This window comes from Shewanella litorisediminis, assembly GCF_016834455.1.
Lineage (GTDB): Bacteria > Pseudomonadota > Gammaproteobacteria > Enterobacterales > Shewanellaceae > Shewanella > Shewanella litorisediminis.
Map to the genome: position 1 here is coordinate 2,967,092 of NZ_CP069213.1, position 21,130 is coordinate 2,988,221.

General features: G+C 54.7%; 16 protein-coding genes. 3 read left to right on the plus strand and 13 right to left on the minus strand.

Annotated features, from left to right (window positions below):
- Window positions 1-160: 160 nt before the first annotated feature.
- From carB to JQC75_RS13010, 6 genes are all read right to left on the minus strand, one after another.
- On the minus strand, window positions 161-3,391 hold the full coding sequence (gene carB / locus JQC75_RS12985) for a carbamoyl-phosphate synthase large subunit (protein WP_203324496.1): 3,231 nt from the start codon (window positions 3,389-3,391) through the stop codon (window positions 161-163).
- A gap of 24 nt (window positions 3,392-3,415) precedes the next feature.
- Complete coding sequence (carA, locus tag JQC75_RS12990) at window positions 3,416-4,561, minus strand: glutamine-hydrolyzing carbamoyl-phosphate synthase small subunit (RefSeq protein ID WP_203324497.1); 1,146 nt, start codon at window positions 4,559-4,561, stop codon at window positions 3,416-3,418.
- Between the two features lie 180 nt (window positions 4,562-4,741).
- Window positions 4,742-5,554 (minus strand): 4-hydroxy-tetrahydrodipicolinate reductase, encoded by an 813-nt coding sequence (dapB, locus tag JQC75_RS12995; protein ID WP_203324498.1) that lies wholly within the window; start codon window positions 5,552-5,554, stop codon window positions 4,742-4,744.
- Window positions 5,555-5,607: 53 nt separating this feature from the next.
- Window positions 5,608-6,225, minus strand: coding sequence for a BamJ family beta-barrel-assembly machinery protein (locus JQC75_RS13000; RefSeq protein WP_203324499.1), 618 nt, complete (start codon window positions 6,223-6,225; stop codon window positions 5,608-5,610).
- 83 nt (window positions 6,226-6,308) lie between these two features.
- Window positions 6,309-7,109, minus strand: coding sequence for a M48 family metallopeptidase (locus tag JQC75_RS13005; protein WP_203324500.1), 801 nt, complete (start codon window positions 7,107-7,109; stop codon window positions 6,309-6,311).
- Between the two features lie 82 nt (window positions 7,110-7,191).
- Window positions 7,192-8,202, minus strand: a complete 1,011-nt coding sequence (locus tag JQC75_RS13010) for a GlxA family transcriptional regulator (RefSeq protein WP_203324501.1) — start codon at window positions 8,200-8,202, stop codon at window positions 7,192-7,194.
- 98 nt (window positions 8,203-8,300) lie between these two features.
- Between JQC75_RS13010 and JQC75_RS13015 the strand changes: the two genes are divergently transcribed.
- Window positions 8,301-8,927 carry a glutathione S-transferase family protein gene (locus JQC75_RS13015; RefSeq protein WP_203324502.1) on the plus strand — a complete coding sequence of 209 codons (627 nt, stop codon included), beginning with the start codon at window positions 8,301-8,303 and terminating at the stop codon, window positions 8,925-8,927.
- Between the two features lie 78 nt (window positions 8,928-9,005).
- Here the strand turns inward: JQC75_RS13015 and dnaJ are convergent, their stop codons facing one another.
- Window positions 9,006-10,136, minus strand: a complete 1,131-nt coding sequence (gene dnaJ / locus JQC75_RS13020; protein ID WP_011760619.1) for a molecular chaperone DnaJ — start codon at window positions 10,134-10,136, stop codon at window positions 9,006-9,008.
- 88 nt (window positions 10,137-10,224) lie between these two features.
- Complete coding sequence (dnaK, locus tag JQC75_RS13025) at window positions 10,225-12,138, minus strand: molecular chaperone DnaK (protein WP_203324503.1); 1,914 nt, start codon at window positions 12,136-12,138, stop codon at window positions 10,225-10,227.
- Window positions 12,139-12,405: 267 nt separating this feature from the next.
- Between dnaK and JQC75_RS13030 the strand changes: the two genes are divergently transcribed.
- Window positions 12,406-13,317, plus strand: coding sequence for a DMT family transporter (locus JQC75_RS13030; protein ID WP_203324504.1), 912 nt, complete (start codon window positions 12,406-12,408; stop codon window positions 13,315-13,317).
- A 51-nt stretch (window positions 13,318-13,368) separates the two neighbouring features.
- Here JQC75_RS13030 and JQC75_RS13035 read toward each other — a convergent pair whose 3' ends face one another.
- Window positions 13,369-13,995 carry a hypothetical protein gene (locus JQC75_RS13035; protein ID WP_203324505.1) on the minus strand — a complete coding sequence of 209 codons (627 nt, stop codon included), beginning with the start codon at window positions 13,993-13,995 and terminating at the stop codon, window positions 13,369-13,371.
- Between the two features lie 240 nt (window positions 13,996-14,235).
- Here JQC75_RS13035 and JQC75_RS13040 point away from each other — a divergent pair, with 240 nt between their 5' ends.
- Window positions 14,236-14,658 carry a hypothetical protein gene (locus JQC75_RS13040; protein WP_203324506.1) on the plus strand — a complete coding sequence of 141 codons (423 nt, stop codon included), beginning with the start codon at window positions 14,236-14,238 and terminating at the stop codon, window positions 14,656-14,658.
- A 105-nt stretch (window positions 14,659-14,763) separates the two neighbouring features.
- On the opposite strand, the gene JQC75_RS13045 is transcribed toward JQC75_RS13040, so the two are convergent.
- The 4 genes from JQC75_RS13045 to JQC75_RS13060 form a co-directional block, all read right to left on the minus strand.
- The gene (locus tag JQC75_RS13045) at window positions 14,764-16,026 is read right to left on the minus strand and encodes a glutamate-5-semialdehyde dehydrogenase (RefSeq protein WP_203324507.1); all 1,263 of its coding nucleotides are present in this window, start codon (window positions 16,024-16,026) and stop codon (window positions 14,764-14,766) included.
- Window positions 16,026-17,165, minus strand: coding sequence for a glutamate 5-kinase (gene proB / locus JQC75_RS13050; protein ID WP_203324508.1), 1,140 nt, complete (start codon window positions 17,163-17,165; stop codon window positions 16,026-16,028). The genes JQC75_RS13045 and proB overlap by 1 nt, the downstream gene beginning before the upstream one ends.
- A 165-nt stretch (window positions 17,166-17,330) precedes the next feature.
- Entirely contained in the window at window positions 17,331-18,620 is a 1,290-nt protein-coding gene (locus tag JQC75_RS13055) for an NCS2 family permease (protein ID WP_203324509.1), read from the minus strand.
- 855 nt (window positions 18,621-19,475) lie between these two features.
- Entirely contained in the window at window positions 19,476-21,005 is a 1,530-nt protein-coding gene (locus tag JQC75_RS13060) for a M17 family metallopeptidase (RefSeq protein WP_203324510.1), read from the minus strand.
- Window positions 21,006-21,130: the final 125 nt, after the last annotated feature.

Consider the following 21,130-nt stretch of genomic DNA (forward strand, 5'->3'; position numbering starts at 1 on the left):
GACAGGATAACCGGCCTGCGCTTCCCTGCAGGCATGGATTACAGGCTCTGACCTTGCTTTATAAGCACAGTATTAAGGGCTTCAATCAAGCCCCCTGAAAAGCAGAAACAAAAAAGCCACCCTGAGGTGGCTTTTTCAATGGAACATAACCCTTAGGCTATCAGCCCTGAGACTGCTTTACGCGCTCGTGCAGCTCTTGTACCGAGGCCACTTTATTGCGGTCATCGGCGTTGTGAGCCATACAGTTGGCGAAGGCGGCGTTCAGGGTGGTGGTGTAGTTCACCTTGTAACGCAGCGCAGCGCGACGCAGCTGGCGTGAATCTTCGATGGCTTGACGGCCTTCGGTGGTGTTCACTATGTAGCTGTACTCACCGTTCTTGATACGGTCAAGAATGTGTGGACGGCCTTCGTGCACCTTGTTCACCAGACGTGGGTTGATACCGGCTTCACCGAGGATAACCGCGGTGCCGTGGGTGGCATCCAGCTCATAACCCAGTTCAATCAGACGGGCAGCCAGGTCGGCAACCTTTTTCTTGTCGCTGTTACGCACAGACAAGAGGGCGCGGCCTGAGCGTGGTACGTCCTTGATAGAGCCCAGTTCAGACTTGGCATAGGCTTCGGCGAAGGTATCACCCACCCCCATTACCTCACCGGTAGAGCGCATTTCAGGGCCGAGCAGCGGGTCAACGCCGGGGAACTTGTTGAAAGGCAGTACCACTTCTTTCACTGAGTAGAAAGGCGGGATAACTTCCTTGGTAAAGTTCTGCGCTTTCAGGCTCTGACCTGCCATCACACGGGCGGCGATCTTGGCCAGTGGCACACCGGTGGCCTTGGATACGAATGGCACGGTACGGGCAGCACGTGGGTTAACTTCAATCATATAGATTTCGTTATCCTTTACCGCGAACTGCACGTTCATCAGACCCACTACGCCAAGCTCAAACGCCAGCTTGGTTACCTGCTCGCGCATCTGGTCCTGAATCGCCTTGGACAGTGTGTATGGCGGCAGCGAACAGGCTGAGTCACCAGAGTGAACACCGGCTTGTTCGATGTGCTCCATGATGGCACCGATAACCACGGTTTCGCCATCGCACACGGCATCGATATCCACCTCGGTGGCATCATCCAGGAAGCGGTCCAGCAGTACTGGCGAGGCGTTGGATACGCTCACGGCTTCGTTGAAGTAGCGGCGCAGGTCCTGCTCGTCATAGACGATTTCCATGGCGCGGCCACCCAGCACGTAGGATGGGCGAACCACCAGTGGGTATCCGATACGCTCGGCGGCGATCACGGCACCTTCCACTGTGGTTACAGTGTCGTTCTCAGGCTGCTTCATGTTCAGGCGCTTGATGGCCTGCTGGAAGCGCTCACGGTCTTCGGCACGGTCGATGGCATCAGGGCTGGTACCGATAATAGGCACACCGGCGGCTTCCAGGGCACGGGCCAGCTTCAGTGGCGTCTGGCCACCGTAGTGCACGATAACGCCCTTTGGCTTCTCGATGCGGACGATTTCCAGTACGTCTTCCAGGGTGACTGGTTCGAAGTACAGACGGTCTGAGGTGTCGTAGTCGGTAGAAACGGTTTCAGGGTTACAGTTAACCATGATGGTTTCAAAGCCGTCTTCACGCAGCGCCAGCGCGGCGTGCACACAGCAGTAATCGAACTCGATACCCTGACCGATACGGTTTGGACCACCGCCGAGCACCATGATCTTGTCTTTGTCAGACGGATTGGCTTCGCACTCTTCCTCATAGGTGGAGTACATGTAGGCTGTGTCGGTGGCAAATTCGGCGGCGCAGGTATCCACGCGCTTGTACACGGGGAATACGTTGAAGCGCTCACGCAGCTTGCGGATTTCGCCTTCGCTGATGCCAAGCAGTGCACTCATGCGAGCATCGGAGAAGCCCTTGCGCTTTAGCTTACGCAGGAAGTCTTCATCGATACCGGTTACGCCCAGCTCTTTAACCTTGGCTTCCAGCTGGATGATTTCTTCAATCTGTACCAGGAACCAGCGGTCGATGTTGGTCAGGGTGAAGATATCGTCCACAGACAGGCCGGCACGGAAGGCATCGCCTATGTACCAGATACGGTCTGCGCCAGGCTCTTTGAGCTCATGGCGGATTTTCTGCAGTGCATCGGCATCGTTCAGGTCGACGACAGGGTCGAAACCGTTGCGACTTACTTCGAGGCCACGCAGGGCCTTTTGCACAGACTCCTGGAAGGTACGGCCAATGGCCATCACTTCACCCACGGATTTCATCTGAGTGGTCAGACGGTCGTTGGCGCCGGCAAATTTTTCGAAGTTAAAGCGTGGCACCTTGGTGACCACGTAGTCGATGGACGGCTCGAAAGACGCAGGAGTGCGACCGCCGGTGATGTCGTTCATCAGCTCATCGAGGGTGAAACCCACGGCCAGCTTGGCGGCAACCTTGGCAATCGGGAAACCGGTTGCTTTAGAGGCCAGCGCTGAAGAGCGGGACACACGGGGGTTCATCTCGATAACGACCATACGGCCGGTTGTCGGGCTGATACCAAACTGTACGTTTGAGCCGCCGGTTTCCACACCGATTTCACGCAGTACCGCCATGGAGGCGTTACGCATGATTTGGTATTCCTTGTCGGTAAGGGTCTGGGCAGGGGCCACAGTGATGGAGTCACCTGTGTGCACGCCCATGGCGTCGAAGTTTTCGATGGAGCAGACGATGATGCAGTTATCGTTGCGGTCACGGACCACTTCCATCTCGTACTCTTTCCAACCGATGAGCGATTCGTCAATCAAAAGCTCGTTGGTAGGTGACAGTTCGAGACCCTGAGAACAGATTTCTTCGAACTCTTCCTTGTTGTAGGCGATACCGCCGCCCGAGCCACCCATGGTGAAGGAGGGACGGATGATACAGGGGAAACCCACCTGGTCGAGTACCGCGTAGGCCTCTTCCATGCTGTGGGCGATACCGGCGCGTGGACACTCCAGGCCAATCTTCTTCATGGCCTTGTCGAAACGGGCGCGGTCTTCGGCCTTGTCGATGGCATCGGCGGTGGCGCCGATCATCTCAACGTTGAATTCCTTCAGAACGCCTTTGGCTTCCAGCTCCAGGGCACAGTTCAGTGCTGTCTGGCCGCCCATGGTGGGCAGAATCGCATCCGGACGCTCTTTCTTGATGATGTTGCGCACCACTTCCCAGTGGATAGGCTCGATGTAAGTGGCATCGGCCATCTCTGGGTCGGTCATGATGGTGGCCGGGTTGGAGTTCACCAGGATGACACGGTAGCCTTCTTCGCGCAGGGCTTTACAGGCCTGGGCGCCAGAGTAGTCGAATTCACAGGCCTGGCCGATAACGATGGGGCCAGCACCCAGGATAAGAATACTTTTTATGTCGGTACGTTTTGGCATTGCTTCTATCTTCTCCAGCTCGGCTTACTTGGCGTTCTTGCGATACTCTTCAATCAGTTCGATGAAATGGTCGAACAGCGGGGCACAGTCGTGAGGACCTGGGCTGGCTTCAGGGTGGCCCTGGAAGCTGAACGCAGGTTTGTCGGTGCGGTGAATGCCCTGCAAAGAACCATCGAACAGCGACTTGTGAGTCACCTTGAGGTTGGCAGGCAGTGTCGCCTCATCAACCGCAAAGCCGTGGTTCTGGCTGGTGATCATCACAGTGCCTTTTTCCACATCCCCCACAGGGTGGTTGGCACCATGGTGACCAAACTTCATTTTCAGGGTCTTGGCTCCGCTGGCGAGGCCGAGCAGCTGATGGCCCAGACAGATACCGAAAACCGGGATGTCTGTCTTGAGAATTTCCTGAATGGCGGCAATGGCATAGTCACATGGCTCTGGGTCACCAGGGCCGTTTGACAGGAATACACCGTCCGGATTCATCGCCAGCACTTCGCTGGCCGGGGTCTTGGCGGGTACGACAGTCACGTCACAGCCACGGTCCACCAGCATACGCAGGATGTTGGTTTTCACGCCGTAATCGTAGGCTACCACTTTGAACTTGAGTTCAGATTCAGGGGTATCTGAAGGCAGACCGCCTTCCAGACGCCAGCTGCCACTGCGCCACTGATAGCGCTCGGCGGTGGTCACTTCTTTGGCGAGATCCATGCCTTTCAAACCAGGGAAGGCTTTGGCCGCAGCCAGTGCCTTGTCGCTGTCCAGGTCACCCACCAGAATGCAACCGGCCTGAGCACCCTTTTCACGCAGAATACGGGTCAGCTTGCGGGTGTCGATGTCGGCGATACCAACCACATTGTTGGCTTTGAGATAGTCGCTTAAGGATTGGGTGGAACGGAAACTGCTGGCGATAAGGGGAAGATCGCGAATGATGAGACCACAGGCATGAACTGCACTGGATTCTGTGTCTTCATCGTTGGTACCTGTATTACCGATGTGTGGATAAGTCAGTGTGACTATCTGGCGGGAATAAGAAGGATCCGTCAATATCTCTTGATAGCCTGTCATGGAAGTGTTAAAAACGACTTCTCCGACAGCAATTCCATCAGCACCGATTGCGGTACCTGAGAACAGGGTTCCATCTTCGAGTACGAGTAAGGCAGACTTTGTCAACGCGACCTCCGAAAGAGCCAAGTTATTGTTATGTGTGGATTTTTTTCGATTAAATTACCAAGTTTCCGTTAAAACACGAAATTTTGACAAATTCCGATGATTTTATAGGAAAACCCGCATTTCGTCTATACATTCGGGGCACCCAACCTAAAAAAAACCGCCTGACGGCGGTTTTTTCGATCAATTGAGTCCCAGCACCTGCTGCATGTCGTAAAGACCAGGTTTTTGTTCAGCAAGCCATTTGGCGGCACGCATGGCGCCATTGGCAAAGGTCATACGACTGGAGGCCTTGTGGGTGATCTCCAAACGTTCGCCGATATCGGCAAACATGGCGGTGTGCTCACCCACCAAATCGCCGGCGCGGATGGTGGCAAAACCTATGGTTTCGCGATCGCGCTCACCGGTAATGCCTTCACGGCCGTACACGGCCACTTTTTCCAGATCGCGACCCAGCGCCTGGGCTATCACTTCACCCATCTTGAGTGCGGTGCCGGACGGCGCATCTTTCTTGTGTCTGTGGTGACCTTCGATGATTTCGATGTCGGTGTAATCACCCATGACTTTGGCTGCCAGCTCCAGCAGCTTCCACATCAGGTTAACGCCAACCGACATATTGGGCGCCATCACTACAGGGGTTTCTTCGGCAAAGGCCACCACCTGCTCTTTTTGCGCATGGTTAAAGCCCGTTGTACCAATGACTATCGCCTTACCATGCCTGGCACACCACTCCAGATTGGACAGCGTGCCTTCTGGCGAGGTGAAGTCGATAAGTACATCAAACTTGTCGGCAACCGCATCGAGATTATCGACCAGCGCCAGCCCAAGGTGGCCAATGCCTGCCATTTCACCGGCGTCGACGCCAACCAGGGTCGAACCGGCACGCTCAATGGCAGCACCGAGGACGATGCCGTCATGATTGTCACAAGCTTCAAGCAGTGCACGGCCCATACGGCCGCTGGCGCCAATCACGGCTACCCTTACTTGTCCTGTCATTTCTTGCTCCCTGATTGCAAAAAAACGCCCGAGCATTGCTCAGGCGTTTCACATCAAACGATATCCAGCAGCTCAACCTCAAAAATCAGGGTTGAGTATGGTGGGATAGAAGCGCCGGCACCACGCTCGCCATAGGCCAGGTGGAAAGGCACGTACAGCTTGTACTTGGCGCCAACATTCATCAGTTGCAGTGCTTCGGTCCAACCGGCGATAACGCCGGAAACCGGGAATTCAGCTGGCTGACCGCGCAGCACAGAGCTGTCAAACACGTCGCCGCTGATGAAAGAACCATGGTAATGAGTGCGAACGGTAGACTCGTAAGTTGGCTTGTCGCCATTGCCTTCGGTCAGAATTTCGTATTGCAGACCTGATTCGGTCACAAACACGCCGTCACGCTTGGCGTTGTCAGCCAGGAACTGCTCGCCTTCGGCGATGGCAGCTTCGGCAGCCGCTTCCTGCGCTTTTTGCAGGCGACGGCTGATTTCGGTAAAGGCAACCTGCAGTTCCTGCATGGAAACGGCGCTTTCTTTACCATCGAATGCATCGGCCAAACCGGCCTGTACGGCTGGAATATCCAGACCTTCAAAGGAGTTGGCAGCCAGCTGCTCACCCAGCTGACGGCCCACGCCGTAGCTAGCCTGCAGCTCAACAGTGCTGAATTTATCAGACATAATTCGGTTTCTCTTGAACGTACGTGAAGTTAACGGCGTGCATTCTATCACAGAATGCGCCCGCGCGGCGAAAAAGGTCTGGCTTATTTAGTAATTTGACAGTTCTTCACACCGGCGGCTTTGGCCGCCTCATAAAGGGGCATCACTTTTTGTTCCAAGCGGGCCAATTCCGAAATACGGGTACTGTGGGATGGGTGGGTGGAGAGCAATTCCGGCCCCTGATCACCGCCTGCTTTAGCCATGTTTTGCCACAACAGGGTACCGGCTCGCGGATCGAACCCGGCGCGGGCCATTAATTCCAATCCCATGATGTCCGCTTCAGATTCCTGTGCCCGTCCATAGGGCAGAATGTAACCCACCTGAGTGCCCAGCCCCAGAGCCGCCATGTAAAGATCACGGTTGGACACGCCACCGGCACCCAGTGCCACATCGGCCAGTTGCAACCCGGTGTTGGTCAGCTGAGTGCGGGACACCTGCTCGTTACTGTGCTGCGCCAGCACGTGGGCGACCTCATGGCCAAGCACCACCGCCAGTTGGTCTTGGTTTTCAGCGACCTTGAGCAAGCCGGAATAGACGCCAATGTGGCCGCCGGGCAACGCAAAGGCATTCACCTGAGGTGAATCAAACACCACAACCTCCCACCCCTGAGACTGGTCAGGCAGTGCCGCTGTCACCCGCATGGCAACGCAGGAAACATAGGCATTGAGTCTGGCGTCCTTGCTGATTTTTTGCTGCTTCTTCATTTCTTCAAAGGAGGCTGCGCCCAGCTGGTTCATTTCAGCGGCTGAAAACAGTAAGGTTTGGCTGCGCCCCGTGGGGGATTGGGTAGTAACACAGCCACTTATCAGGCCAAGCATTAACAGGGGGGCGAGTAATTTTTTCATATTTCTTAATCCATTAAAGCCATGACGAACACAGTTTTGTCCTATTCTACCCTTGGCACTTCACCAAGCCAACCGCACGGCTTTAACCACTGGCACTGGCCGGGCCAAAGCGGCGCCGGTACTGCTCCATGGTCACGCCGGTTTGCCGCTTGAAGAGCCGCCGAAAGGAGCTAGCATCCTCATAACCCACCGACCAAATCACCTCAATGCTGGTGCGGCTCGACTGTTCCAATTGCCGCTTTGCAGCATCAATACGCACTCGCTGCAGGTATTCAATGGGGGTAACACCGGTAGCCGCTTTAAAGCGCCGTTTAAAATTGCGGGTGCCCATGGAAATGGCCTCGGCGGCTGAATCGACACTGATAGGCTTATCAAAGTGGTGCTTGAGCCAGCGCTCGGCTTTGCGAATGGCATCATCCTCGTGCTGTTTGCCGCTTTGCTGCAAAAAGGGTTGTTGCAGCTCCCGATTGGGTTCAAGCAGCATCAGCCTAGCACACATAAGCGCCAATTCCCGTCCGCCATAGCGCTCGAGCAACTTCAGCAATATGTCGGTAAAGGCAAAGAAGGCACCGCCACAAATGACATTGCCGTATTCCAGCAACATACGTTCACCATGATAACGCACCCGGGGGTAACGACGCCGGAATGCCCCTTCGAGCAGCCAGTGGGTGGTTGCCTCGCGGCCATCCATTAACCCGGCTTCAGCCAGCAGAAAGGTACCGCTACAGGCACTGGCCACCAGCGCCCCCTCAGCAGACCGGGCTTTAAGCCAGGCGGCCGCTTCTTGCTGCGCAGCGAGGTAATTGTCCACATCCGCATGGGATGCAGAGGCCTCAAAAAGACTGGTCACTATCACTATATCGGCAGCCTTTGCATCTGCCATGGCAAGCTCCGGCTGTATCCGTTGGCCGGATGCGGTTTCCACCGCCTTGCCGTCGGGAGAAACCACCTGAGCACTGAAACGCGCATTGTCGGGAATCGTGCTGCCATCGCTTTTTTCAAGGCAGCGGTTGGCCACATAAAAGATGTCCAGGGCAACCTGTACCGAGGACGCCATACAACCAGGCATGGCAAGCAGCAGTATTTTAGGCATGGCTAATGTCACTTTTCGCATCTAATTGGGCAAATATGACCATTAGTTGCCGTCAGTGCAAGGACTACACTGAGCCAAACCATCAACAAGGAGTTTGCATGATTACTCTCTACGGCACCCCCAATACCCGCACAGTGCGTGCGCTTTGGGCATTGGAAGAAACAGGCATAGCCTATGAATACCGCAAAATGGATCTTAAAGGAGGCGAGTGCCGGCAAGCAGCCTATCTTGCCATCAATCCCAACGGTAAGGTGCCGGCATTGGTGGATGGGGATCTGACGCTGCTGGAAACCAATGCTATCTGTGACTACATTGCCGAACTCGGTAATGGCTTACTGCCAACAGATGCCAAGGCCAAAGCCAAGGTGCGCCAGTGGAATGATTTTGCCCTGTCGGAGTTGGAAGTCGCCCCCTGGATGCTGCTGAAAAACCAACTGGTTTACCCCGAAGACAAGCAGCTCCCCCCTGAGGTGCTGCGAAACACCATGGTATGGGAAAGCCAACGTGCCCAGCACATTCTGGCTTTGGCCTTGAAGGAGCAGGACTACTTGCTGCCAGCGGGTTTCAGCCTGGCAGATATCAATATCTGCGTTGGGCTACTCATGCACTTTAGAACTGATTTGCCGCTGAACCCTGAGCTTTTGCCTTATCTCAAGCGCTGTATGTCACGTCCGGCGATAGCCAAATTGCAGGCCATGGGCGAATTGTCCCCCTTGCCTCTGTAAGCTGCCGTTTAAAAGTGCGATGCACACAGATAATAAAAAGCCCGGCATTTGCCGGGCTTTTCTGTGTCAGGTATGGGATCAGTTATTCAGATCCTGAAAGAACTTTTTCACACCATCGAAAAAGCCTTCAGCCTTTGGGCTGTGTTTTTTCGACTCACCGGTGAGGCTGGCTTCAAACTCGCGCAGCAGCTCTTTCTGACGCTCGGACAGGTTAACCGGCGTTTCCATTACCACCTTACACAGGAGGTCACCAACGGCATGGCTGCGAACCGACTTAACACCCTTGCCACGCAGACGGAACATGCGTCCAGTCTGGGTTTCGGCGGGGATCTTCAGGCTGACCTTGCCATCCAGGGTCGGCACTTCGATTTCGCCGCCAAGGGCCGCCTTGGCGAAGGAAATCGGCACTTCACAGTAAAGGTTGTTGCCGTCGCGCACAAAAATCGGGTGCTCACGCACGGTAACCTGAACGTAGAGATCCCCTGGTGGTGCACCGAATTCGCCCGCTTCACCTTCACCGGCCAGACGGATACGGTCACCGGTATCGACACCGGCCGGAATTTTCACCGACAGTGTCTTGGTCTTCTCGACACGGCCATTGCCATGACACTTGCTGCAAGGATCTTTAATAATCTTGCCGCGGCCATGACAGGTTGGACAGGTCTGCTGCACGGCGAAGAAGCCCTGACGCATCTGCACCTGACCCATACCATGACAGGTACCACAGGTCGTGGCAGACGAGCCTTTCTTGGCACCTGAACCATCACAGCTGTCGCAGCCAACCAGGGTTGGCACTTTCAGCTCTTTGGTCAGGCCACGTACGGCCTCTTCCAGCGACAGCTCCAGGTTGTAACGCAGGTCGGAGCCACGGGCTGCCTGACGCTGACCGCCACGACGGCCGCCGCCAAAAATATCGCCGAACACGTCGCCGAAGATGTCGCCGAAGTCACCGCCGCCACCGAAACCACCGCCACCGCGGTTGGGATCAACACCGGCATGGCCAAACTGATCGTAAGCGGCCTTCTTGTCGGTGTCGGTGAGGATTTCGTAGGCTTCCTTCACCTCTTTAAAGCTGGCTTCGGCCTCTTTGTCACCGGGGTTACGATCGGGGTGATACTTCATAGCCAGGCGCTTATAGGCCTTCTTGATTTCCCGCTCGCTGGCATCACGGCCAACGCCGAGCACCTCGTAATAATCTCGCTTTGACATAGGTTCACGCTATCTGGGATTCGTTAGGACAAACGGGCGTTAGGGTTTCCCCTTAACGCCCGCCACTTAAGTTAATAGGCCGGGCCTATTACTTCTTGTCGTCTTTCACTTCTTCAAACTCGGCGTCAACCACATCGTCTGCGGTCTTCTCGGCAGAGCTACCCTGAGCGCTGCCCTGGGCGCCCTGCGCCTTGGCCTGAGCGATTTCTACCAGCTTGGCAGAAGCTTCAATCAGTGACTGGGTGGCAGTGTCGATGGCTTCTTTGTCGTTGCCCTTCACTGCTTTTTCAACTTCAGCAATGGCCGCTTCAATCTTGGCCTTGTCGTCGCTGCCCAGCGCTTCACCGGCTTCTTCTACCTGCTTCTTGGTCGCGTGCACCAGACCATCGGCCTGGTTACGGGCCTGAGCCAGCTCTTCGAACTTCTTGTCTTCGTCGGCGTGGGCTTCAGCGTCGCGTACCATTTGTGCGACTTCTTCATCAGACAGACCAGAAGAAGCCTTGATGGTAATCTTCTGCTCTTTGCCGGTCTTCTTGTCTTTGGCAGACACGTGCAGAATACCGTCGGCGTCGATGTCGAAGGTCACTTCAATCTGAGGCATGCCGCGTGGAGCAGGCTCGATACCTTCCAGGTTGAACTGACCCAGAGACTTGTTGGCGCTGGCCTGCTTACGCTCACCCTGCAGCACGTGGATGGTCACGGCGCTCTGGTTATCGTCGGCAGTAGAGAACACCTGGCTTGCCTTGGTAGGAATAGTGGTGTTCTTTTCAATCAGCTTGGTCATTACCTGACCCATGGTCTCGATACCCAGAGACAGTGGGGTTACGTCCAGCAGCAGTACGTCTTTTACGTCACCGGCCAGCACGCCCGCCTGCACGGCAGCACCGACTGCCACGGCTTCGTCAGGGTTTACGTCCTTACGAGGCTCTTTGCCGAAGAAGTTGGTTACCGCTTCCTGCACTTTTGGCATGCGGGTTTGACCGCCCACCAGAATCACTTCGTTGATGTCAGACACAGACAGGTCCGCATCGGCCAGAGCCACTTTCAAAGGCTCCAGAGAGCGCTGGATGAGGTCTTCAACCAGAGATTCCAACTTGGCACGGGTCACTTTCACCACCAGGTGTTTTGGACCTGTGGCATCGGCAGTGATGTACGGCAGGTTCACTTCGGTCTGGTTGGTGCTGGACAGCTCAATCTTGGCTTTTTCAGCGGCTTCTTTCAGACGCTGCATGGCCAGAGGATCGTTACGCAGATCCAGACCCTGCTCCTTCTTGAACTCGTCAGCCAGGTAGTTGATCAGACGGTTGTCGAAGTCTTCACCACCCAGGTGAGTGTCACCGTTGGTAGCCAGTACTTCGAAGGTCTGGTCGCCGTCGTTGTTGTCGATTTCAATGATGGAGATATCGAAAGTACCACCACCGAGGTCATACACGGCCACAATGTTGTCGCCCTGCTTCTTGTCGATACCATAGGCCAGCGCCGCAGCAGTTGGCTCGTTGATGATACGTTTTACTTCCAGACCCGCGATACGGCCGGCATCTTTGGTAGCCTGGCGCTGCGCATCGTTGAAGTAAGCAGGTACAGTGATAACCGCTTCAGTGACTTCTTCACCGAGGAAGTCTTCAGCCGTTTTCTTCATCTTTTTCAGCACTTCGGCAGACACCTGAGGAGGTGCCATCTTCTTGCCGCGGCTTTCTACCCAGGCATCACCGTTGTCAGCCTGAATGATTTTGAATGGCATGATGTTCACATCACGCTGTACTTCGTCATCTTTGAAACGGCGACCAATCAAACGCTTGATAGCGAAGAAGGTGTTGGTTGGGTTGGTCACGGCCTGGCGTTTTGCAGGCTGGCCCACCAGCGTTTCGTCTTCAGTAAAAGCAATGATGGAGGGCGTAGTGCGATCGCCTTCAGCGTTTTCAATCACTCGCGCCTTGCCGCCATCGAGCACAGCTACACAAGAGTTGGTTGTGCCGAGGTCGATACCGATAATCTTACCCATGGAGTCCTCCAAAAAATTCTGTCACGCAATAATTCGTTACCTGATGTCGATATGGGGACGGGATTTTGGGTTTTCAAGCCCCGGTTCCATCGCTCGCCATATCATCCTTAACGCCTATATTGGGTCAGTCATTTCGATTACAAGGGCTGAGCAAAAATTTTTGATCCTTTTTACAGAATCAGGGCCGCAAACACGTATAATGCATGCAATCGAAGCGTTGACCCGTTCGGGTTGACCGGTTTGTCTCGAGTCACAGGAATCTGTTAGTTGAAAACCTCAAATCTGGCCTATCTGTACGGTATGGCCGCGGTGCTTTTGTGGTCTACCGTTGCGACCGCCTTTAAACTGGCGTTGGCCGAGTATTCACCTCTGCAATTGCTGTTTATTGCTGTCATCACTTCCATTCTGGCCTTGGGGGCCATTCTGGGGTTTCAGGGAAAACTCAGGCATGTCGTCCGTCAGTGGCAGGAAAGACCCCTGTTTTATCTGCAAACCGGGCTCCTCAATCCATTCCTCTATTATCTGGTGCTCTTTAAGGCGTACGATCTCCTGCCGGCGCAGCAGGCGTTATCACTCAACTACACCTGGGCCATTTTATTACCGCTGCTGGCCGTGCCTTTGCTCGGTCAACAGCTTCGCAAGACCGACCTGATAGCGGCCTTGGTCGCCTACGGCGGTGTATTTGTGATTGCCACCGGAGGCAGTTTGGCCGGGTTTTCCCTCTCGGAGCCAACCGGTATTGTGATGGCGCTGACCAGCACCCTGCTCTGGTGTCTCTACTGGATAGTGAATACCAAGGATAAGGGCGATCCTGTGGTGAGTCTGCTGCTCAGCTTTTTGATAGGCTTGCCCTTTGTGACCGTGGCTATGCTAATGACGCAGGGATTGCCTACTTTTTCCGGCAAAGGCCTTGCCGCCGCCGTGTATGTGGGATTGTTTGAGATGGGCGTAACCTTCGTGCTCTGGCTGATGGCACTCAAAAGCAGTGAACGCACCGCCAGCATCAGCACCCTGGTATTTCTCTCACCTGTGCTGTCGATTGGCTTTATCGCACTGGTGCTTGGTGAAGATATCAGGCTTTCCACCTTTATCGGCCTTGGCCTTATTCTCAGTGCATTGGCCCTGCAGCAATGGCTGCCGCGCTGGCTGGGCAGTCACACCGAAACCGTCAAATCATGAAAAAAGGCCCTGCACAGGGCCTTTTTTCACTAAGTCACTCTACAGCATCGGTTAAAGCTGCTGAATGCCTACTTCGCCAACGCCGACGTCAACCTTCAGCTTGCCTGTTCCGCTGCTTTGGGATTGAAAACTCTGGCTCACCAGCGCCTGGCTGATCGGCTGCTGCTGACCATTGCGGAGGAAGTTGACCTCACCGACTCCTGAGTGCAGCGAAATACTGCCATAGTCATGGCTGTGGTTTACCTGCACCTCGCCTACACCCAAATCGATTTCCAGGCTGTTATCCAAACCGGATGTGGCGATTCGCCCAACGCCCATATCAACGGATACGGCCGCATCGGCAGGCAAGGTTATGCGCCAGTGTTCCTTGAGGTCGTCATTGTCATTGAGTGACAATACCAGGCGTTTACCCTCTGTTATCTTGGTGTTAAGTTCAACTTCGCTGATATCCGTTTTACCGCCAAAGAGCCATCCAGAGCCTTTGGCCGGGGTCAGCACCACTTCCACACTAACTTCATCGCCGTCACCGGCCTCTATCTCTACTTCGCCCACTCCCACGTCCAGATAGAGGGTCTCTCCCTGATACGCAAAGGTTTGTGAAAGCGTTCTCTCCCCGGCAAGCACAGGCGCAGCTATCAGTATGGTCGCGAGGGTCACAGCGGTCAGGACAGGTTTCATGTTTATTCTCCATTCAGTAAACAGGCGCAGATTGATTCCTGTACTCAGCAAAGAGAATGCCAAAATTTATATTCATATTTATCAATGACTTGATGAATTAAGGTTTTCAGCATTAAGCCAACTCCCCAATCTGTTGGTCAATTTCACCACTCATGCAGCAAATTCGGCACAACAAGGTTGAAAACACCAGTTAACAGGTTTATAACTTTAAACCTCAAGTGCAAAGGAGAGCGCAAGAGCATGAGCCTGGTTATCAACGGCACCCCAATACTCAACCTGTCATCCATGGCTGAAAAACGCCTTCGTTTCAGTGCCTTGTCTGTGTGTATTGTCATGATTGTTGTCGACCATTACTACGGCAATATCTTCACTACCACCGCATTATTGCTGTACGCCATGTTTTTGTTTCCGGCGATTTATTTAAACCGCAATGTGCAACTTAAGTACTTTTCCCACGCTCAGGATCCAATAATCGCTTTTCGAATTATGAGTCTGCTGATTTGCGCCGCCTTGGTATTGGTATGGACTGTGGCGATTGTGGACCATATCGTTAATCCGCCGGTTTTCCCCAAAGAAGAGCGGTTCAAAGAGTTAATGGGTGAACATTATGAGCGGCCACAAACCATGACTCAGGCAAGGCCACTCACAGATGCAACCAAGTGATGCAACATAGCCACGCCCCAAGCGGCGGTTGAGCCGGAATTTGCCCATTAAAAAAGCCGCAGCATGCGGCTTTTTTAATGCAACTGACCAACACTGCGTTGGCGCTTATCGGCAAGTGTAATCGCCAATTCCCAACCATTTATAGGTGGTCAGGGCCTCAAGCCCCATGGGACCTCTGGCGTGCAGTTTCTGGGTGCTGACTGCAACCTCGGCGCCAAGCCCGAACTGGCCACCATCGGTAAAGCGGGTGGACGCGTTCAGATACACAGCGGCCGAGTTAACCTCATTCATAAAGTGGGTCGCAGCGGCAAGATTATCGGTGAGAATCGCCTCTGAGTGCCCGGATGAGTAGTGGCGGATATGGGCGATGGCCTCATCGATATCCGAAACCACCTTCACCCCCAGGGTCAGGGACAACCATTCTGTCCCGAAACTCTCATCAGAAGCAGCTTCAGAGGCAATACCTGCGCCATCAAGCTGTTTACGGCTTTGCTCGCAGGCTACCAGCTTCACGCCTTTCTCCTGCAAAGACTGTGCAAGCTTTGGCAACCAGCCAAGTTTGTCCTGATGGATAAGCAGGGTGTCCAGCGCATTACACACGGTGGGGCGCTGCACCTTGGCATTGATAATCACGTCTGCTGCACGATTTGTGTCGGCGTCCTTGTCCAGGTAAAGATGGCAGATGCCTATGCCACCCAAAATGACCGGGATGGTGGCCTGCTCGGCACACAGACGCTGCAATCCCTGCCCGCCTCTTGGCACTATCATGTCGACGAATTTATCCAGCTTCAAAAGGCCACTGACCAGGGCACGGTCCGGGTTATCAATCAGCTGCACGCAATCTTCCGGCAAGCCTTCGCTGGCCAATGCACGGCGAATGGCAGCGGCCAGTGCGATATTCGACTCGCGGGTTTCTTTTCCGCCGCGAAGAATGACCGCATTACCGGTTTTCAGGGCCAGCACGGCAATCTCTACGGTGACATTGGGGCGGGCCTCATAAATCACCCCAATTACCCCCAAGGGGACCCGGCGACGGCACAGGCGCATGCCGTTATCCAGTAGCCGACTGTCAAACTCTTCGCCTATGGGGTCGGCAAGGGAAATCACGTTATCGATATCGGCAATGATGCCCTTGAGCCGGTCTTCATTGAGGAGCAGCCTGTCAATCATGGCTTCACCCAAACCCGACGCGCGCGCCGCAGCCACGTCTTTGCCGTTGGCGGCCAAAATATCGTCAAATGCCAGCTGAAGTTCAGTGCCAATACGGCCAAGCAAGCGGTTCTTGGCAATCACGCCAAGGTTTGCCAGTGCAAAGCCCGAACGCTTGGCGGCCTGCCCCAATTGCAGCAAATAAGCCTGTGTGTCCATTACCTGGCCTCCCCAATCATTTCCAACACCACCATGTCGTTGCGGTGCACCACGGCATCGCCATAGTCATAGCCCAGCAGGGGTTCAATCTCGTCAGAGTGCTTACCGGCAATCAGATTCAATGCCTGCGACTGATAGCGGGCAATACCTCTGGCCACCACACGGCCATCGGGACTCACCAGTTCAAGGGTATCGCCACGTTCAAACAGGCCTTCAACCCCTGTGATGCCTTTCGATAACAGGCTGCGGCCCCGGCAGGTCACTGCGGCCACGGCACCTAGATCCAGCAGCAGGCGCCCCTTCGCCTTGGGGCCGGCCAAAATCCACTGCTTACGACTCTCCAGTGGGCTCTCAATGGCCAGAAAACGGGTACCCACAGCCTCGCGGCGGGCCGCCTTGAAAATCACTTCCGGATGATGACCCGAGGCAATAATCACTTCCACTCCGGCGCGGCGGGCAATGTCGGCGGCCTGTAACTTGGTGGCCATCCCACCTGTGCCAAGGCCTGACACAGAGCCACCTGCCAGCAGTCGCAGGCTGTCGTCGATATGCTCAACCTCAGGGATCAGGCGCGCATTGGGCTCTTTGCGGGGATCGGCATCAAACAACCCTTTCTGATCGGTGAGCAGCATCAGGAGGTCGGCATCACACAGGAGCGCCGCCCGGGCCGACAGATTATCGTTATCCCCCACCTTGATTTCGGTGGTCGCCACCGCATCGTTTTCGTTGATGATGGGGACAATCCCCTGTGCGAGCAGCGCATTGAGGGTGTCGCGGGCATTGAGATAACGCTCACGGTCATGAAGATCAGCCCGGGTCAGCAGCAGCTGGCCCACGTGCAATCCGTAGATACTGAACAGTTGTGACCAGGCGAGAATGAGCTGGCTTTGCCCGACAGCGGCCAGGAGTTGCTTGTTGGCCATGGTGTCGGGCAAAACCGGGTAGCCCAGGTGTTCACGACCGGCTGCAATGGCACCCGAGGTCACCAACACCACTTCCACACCTGACTTCATCAGCCCTGCCATTTGTCTGGCAAGCTCCACCATGTGTGCCTTATCCAGCGACTTGCTGCCGGATGTCAGTACACTGGTCCCCAGTTTCACCACTACCCGTCGGTAGCCCTGCACACTCGAGTTCATCTTGATCCATGTAAAAAAGCCGAACTCACCTTATACCCAAAGCAACCGCCCTTGCACAACGGCGCCGATGGATATTTGCCACAAAAAGCGCTCAAGTTAAAAAAATACATAAAAAAAGGGCCATACATTGTATGACCCTTAATCTATCAGACTGTGAGGGGACTATCAGGCAAAGGCAAACTTGGCCACAAACAGCAGTGCCAGCACCACAACGCCCACATTCAGGTCGCGGAAACGGCCACTCAGGGCCTTGATAGCCGCGTAGGAGATAAAGCCAAAGGCGATACCGGAAGCAATAGAGAACGTCAGCGGCATCAGGAGACACACCACCACAACGGGGGCCGCCTCGGTGATGTCCTCCCACTCTACATGTACCAGGCCCGACATCATCAGAATGGCCACGTAGAACAGGGTACCTGCGGTGGCATAAGCCGGTACCATACCCGCCAGCGGCGAGATAAACAGCGCGGCCAAAAACAACAGCCCCACGACCACGGCAGTTAAACCGGTACGGCCACCGGCACTCACACCGGCAGTACTCTCGATATAGCTGGTTGTGGTGGAGGTACCCAGACCCGCACCGGCGATGGTTGCCACACTGTCGGCGGTCAGGGCACGGTTCAGACGAGGCAGGCGGCCCTTGTCATCGAGGAAACCACCGCGCTGCGCTACAGCAACCAGGGTGCCTGAGGTGTCAAAGAGATCCACAAACAGGAAGGCAAACACCACCGACAGCATGCTCACTTCGAGCACGGCTGAGAGATCCATCTTCATAAAAGTGGGGGCGATTGACGGTGGCGCCGAAACCAGACCATTGTACTGGATGTCACCAAACAGCAGGCCCAGACCGGTAATGGCCAGAATGCTCAGGATAACGGCGGATTTCATACCGCGGTTTACCATGGCGATGATGAGGAAAAAGCCCAGAACCGCCATCACAGCTGGAAAGGCCTTGATGTCGCCCATGGTCACCAGGGTGGCAGGGCTGGCTACCACAATACCCGCGCTCTTGAGGCCAATCAGCGCCAGGAACAGACCGATACCGGCAGCGATACCAAGACGCAGCGACATGGGAATGGAATTCACAATCCATTCGCGAATGCGCACCAGCGACAAAATCAGGAAGCAGACACCGGACATGAACACGGCACCGAGCGCCGTTTCCCAGCTGTAGCCCATTTCACCGACCACTGTGTAGGTAAAGAAGGCGTTAAGGCCCATACCGGGCGCAAGTGCGATGGGATAGTTGGCCATCAGCCCCATGATCAAACAGCCTACGGCCGCCGCAAGACAGGTCGCCACAAACACGGCGCCATGGTCCATACCGGCATCGGCCAACATCATGGGATTGACGAAAATAATGTACGCCATGGTCAGGAAGGTTGTTAAACCCGCAACCACTTCCTGCTTTAAGGTCGTTTGGTTTTCTTTGAGTTTAAAGAGTTTTTCTAACATGGAACTGGGTTCCTTGATCTTGTTTTAGTATTGGGTACGAGAGGGTGAATGTAAAAATGCCTTAACATTCTCGATTCGGCGCAGATTATAGGGGCTTTCCCCTGGTCAGGCCAGAACAAATGCCCAAGGCGGGCGCTGGCGCAGAATGCAATCGATTGCGATGGTTAGAAAGGAAGCTTTCGATGGATAAAAAAAAGCCTGCTCAATGAGCAGGCAAAGACATGTTTCAAGCGTCCCGGATGGGAAAAGAATTACCGCGCTAGCGGAAACACCTTGGTATGTTGAATGATGCGAATCAACATACTACTTGAGTCCAAAAGTACCCAAAGGGGTAACACAAAGGTTGATGGATGATGGAAACTACTTCAAGAAGGGGTAGTTAAGCCCTTGAATCGCCATAGAGGGGACGATTAGCCCTTAAAAGTCATACTGTACAGACCACCGCGCAACAGAGTCGCGTTAAACCAGGTGTTCTGCCAAACGAAAGCGTTTTTACCAGTGTAAGACATAGTCATAAGCTCCAAATTAACAAGTCAGTAAGTACTCTAGCAAAGCTTGGCTCGGTTCCCTGGAGCTAGAGATTCTCATTTCCGTGGAGACAACTTGTCACTCGGTTCCCTGGAGAGGTATCCATCCTGGATTGACTAGAGGTGACAGGCATCTTGCCCTGTCAACGAGAGCCAGTATACCCAACTGTAGTTTTATTACAAGCATTATTTGAATATTTTTTGTTTTAGGTGATTTTCTGTAATTTTATTACACATTAAAACTGGGGTTATTTGTGATGGATGTCGGATAAAAATACGGAACACCTAAGGCATTCCGCTTTTTTTCAACAAGTTATAAATTGTGTAATTATTTTGTAATGTAATGACACATTACCGCCAAAGGCGATGCGGTTGGTTTACCATACAAAGGGTCCCCTTCTGTGGCACTGCCGGCAATGTCCAGATGCACATAGGGCAAGGGTTTATCACTGCCAAGACCGTGGGCTTCCAGGCCCGAGGCGCGGATAAGAAACGCCGCCGGGAACTGATGACCACGGGCCGTAACAGACGAAGGCGCATTATTGGAAGACAAAATATCCGACGCACCGGACACGTCCTTAATCTTGTCAAAGTCTTCCCGGCGCAGTCTGGAAACCTCGAAGGGCTCGCCAACGCTGTCACCGAGTGCAGCAATCACACCGGTCACGCCGCCGCTATGGGCCACCGAGTTGGCCACTGCCGCCGGATAACCTCCGTAGGCGCGAACCACGTGGCCAGTCAGGGTTGCCACCGAAAATATCTCCGGGTTGACGGCGCCCACGGCCTTTTGACGCAGGTGACTTAAGATGTCAGCCAGCACCAGTCGGCCTTCGGCATCGGTATTGCCAATGCGCACCCGCACACCGGCATGGCTTGGGATGATTTCATCGGTGACAAAAGCCTCAGAGCCAATGCTGTTACGCACCAGTCCGAGTTCAGCAATTACACGGATCCCTTTGGGTTTCAATAAAGACAGGGTTTTCATCAGGCCTGCCACGGCGGCTGCGCCGCCCTTGTCACGGCTCATGCCTGCCATGGCGCCGCCAATTTTCAAATCGGCGCCGCCTGTGTCGTACACCACGCCTTTACCGGCAAACAGGAAGGTACGCTCAATCTCGCCCTCGCCCAGGTATTCGAGTTTCACGACTCTTGGCTGGTGACGACCCACCGCAAAAGAGGCGCGGCCAACGGCGCTTAGCAGCGGATAGTCGCGCTCCAGTTCATCGCGGCCTTCAATCACCCGGGTGTGGATGTTGCTGCCCTCAAAAGCTTTAACGCAGTAATCAGCAAAAGCGGGCGCCGACATACGTTCAGGCTCGGTGCCGCACAGGTCCCGGGCAAGATTGCGGCCGGTTTCAAGGGCACAGGCAAGTGTGGCGAGCGACTCATCGGCGCCATAAAGGCCGATGGCTTCGATACTGCAAGGGGCAGCGCCCTGCTCCCGGGCCTCAAGGCTGGTCCATAATTCCTGTCCACAGCCCAGAGCGGCAGCCAGCATGGCTTCAGCCTTATCGTCACGGCCAAACACCGCCAGCAGTGGCCGGGAAGCACCTGCGTCTCTTGCCATGGCAATGGCGCTGCGGGCAGCTTGGGTCACTGAGCGCACGTCTTCGTAATCGCCATAGCTACTGCCGATGGGGGCGTAAATCAAGCGGCCACCGGCGAGGCCCGGTGCCAGCAGTAAGGTGGTGGTCTTTCCCACCCGGTTGTCGATACTGGCGGCGTGACCTGCCAACAGACGTACTTCATCGAAGGAAACTGCATCCAGTGAGGGGCTCAGCACCAAGAGCGCATCAAAGCCCTCGCCGGCGAAGATGCCATTTTCATCCTGTTCAACAACAAATTGTGCCTGAAACATGACCCGTCCTTTTGTTTTGATTGTGTATTGCAAGGCTCGGCTGATTATTCCTGCAATCAGTTTCATTTGCCACCCGGGATAAGACGTTTCACTGGAAACTTTGGCTTCCACGGCATGGATGTTTG

Bases quoted from the DNA above. Each gene is read 5' to 3' on its own strand.
- carB (WP_203324496.1), bottom strand. From the start codon at position 3,391: ATGCCAAAACGTACCGACATAAAAAGTATTCTTATCCTGGGTGCTGGC.
- dapB (WP_203324498.1), bottom strand. From the start codon at position 5,554: ATGACAGGACAAGTAAGGGTAGCCGTGATTGGCGCCAGCGGCCGTATG.
- JQC75_RS13000 (WP_203324499.1), bottom strand. From the start codon at position 6,225: ATGTCTGATAAATTCAGCACTGTTGAGCTGCAGGCTAGCTACGGCGTG.
- JQC75_RS13005 (WP_203324500.1), bottom strand. From the start codon at position 7,109: ATGAAAAAATTACTCGCCCCCCTGTTAATGCTTGGCCTGATAAGTGGC.
- JQC75_RS13010 (WP_203324501.1), bottom strand. From the start codon at position 8,202: ATGCCTAAAATACTGCTGCTTGCCATGCCTGGTTGTATGGCGTCCTCG.
- JQC75_RS13015 (WP_203324502.1), top strand. From the start codon at position 8,301: ATGATTACTCTCTACGGCACCCCCAATACCCGCACAGTGCGTGCGCTT.
- dnaJ (WP_011760619.1), bottom strand. From the start codon at position 10,136: ATGTCAAAGCGAGATTATTACGAGGTGCTCGGCGTTGGCCGTGATGCC.
- dnaK (WP_203324503.1), bottom strand. From the start codon at position 12,138: ATGGGTAAGATTATCGGTATCGACCTCGGCACAACCAACTCTTGTGTA.
- JQC75_RS13035 (WP_203324505.1), bottom strand. From the start codon at position 13,995: ATGAAACCTGTCCTGACCGCTGTGACCCTCGCGACCATACTGATAGCT.
- JQC75_RS13040 (WP_203324506.1), top strand. From the start codon at position 14,236: ATGAGCCTGGTTATCAACGGCACCCCAATACTCAACCTGTCATCCATG.
- JQC75_RS13045 (WP_203324507.1), bottom strand. From the start codon at position 16,026: ATGGACACACAGGCTTATTTGCTGCAATTGGGGCAGGCCGCCAAGCGT.
- proB (WP_203324508.1), bottom strand. From the start codon at position 17,165: ATGAACTCGAGTGTGCAGGGCTACCGACGGGTAGTGGTGAAACTGGGG.
- JQC75_RS13055 (WP_203324509.1), bottom strand. From the start codon at position 18,620: ATGTTAGAAAAACTCTTTAAACTCAAAGAAAACCAAACGACCTTAAAG.
- JQC75_RS13060 (WP_203324510.1), bottom strand. From the start codon at position 21,005: ATGTTTCAGGCACAATTTGTTGTTGAACAGGATGAAAATGGCATCTTC.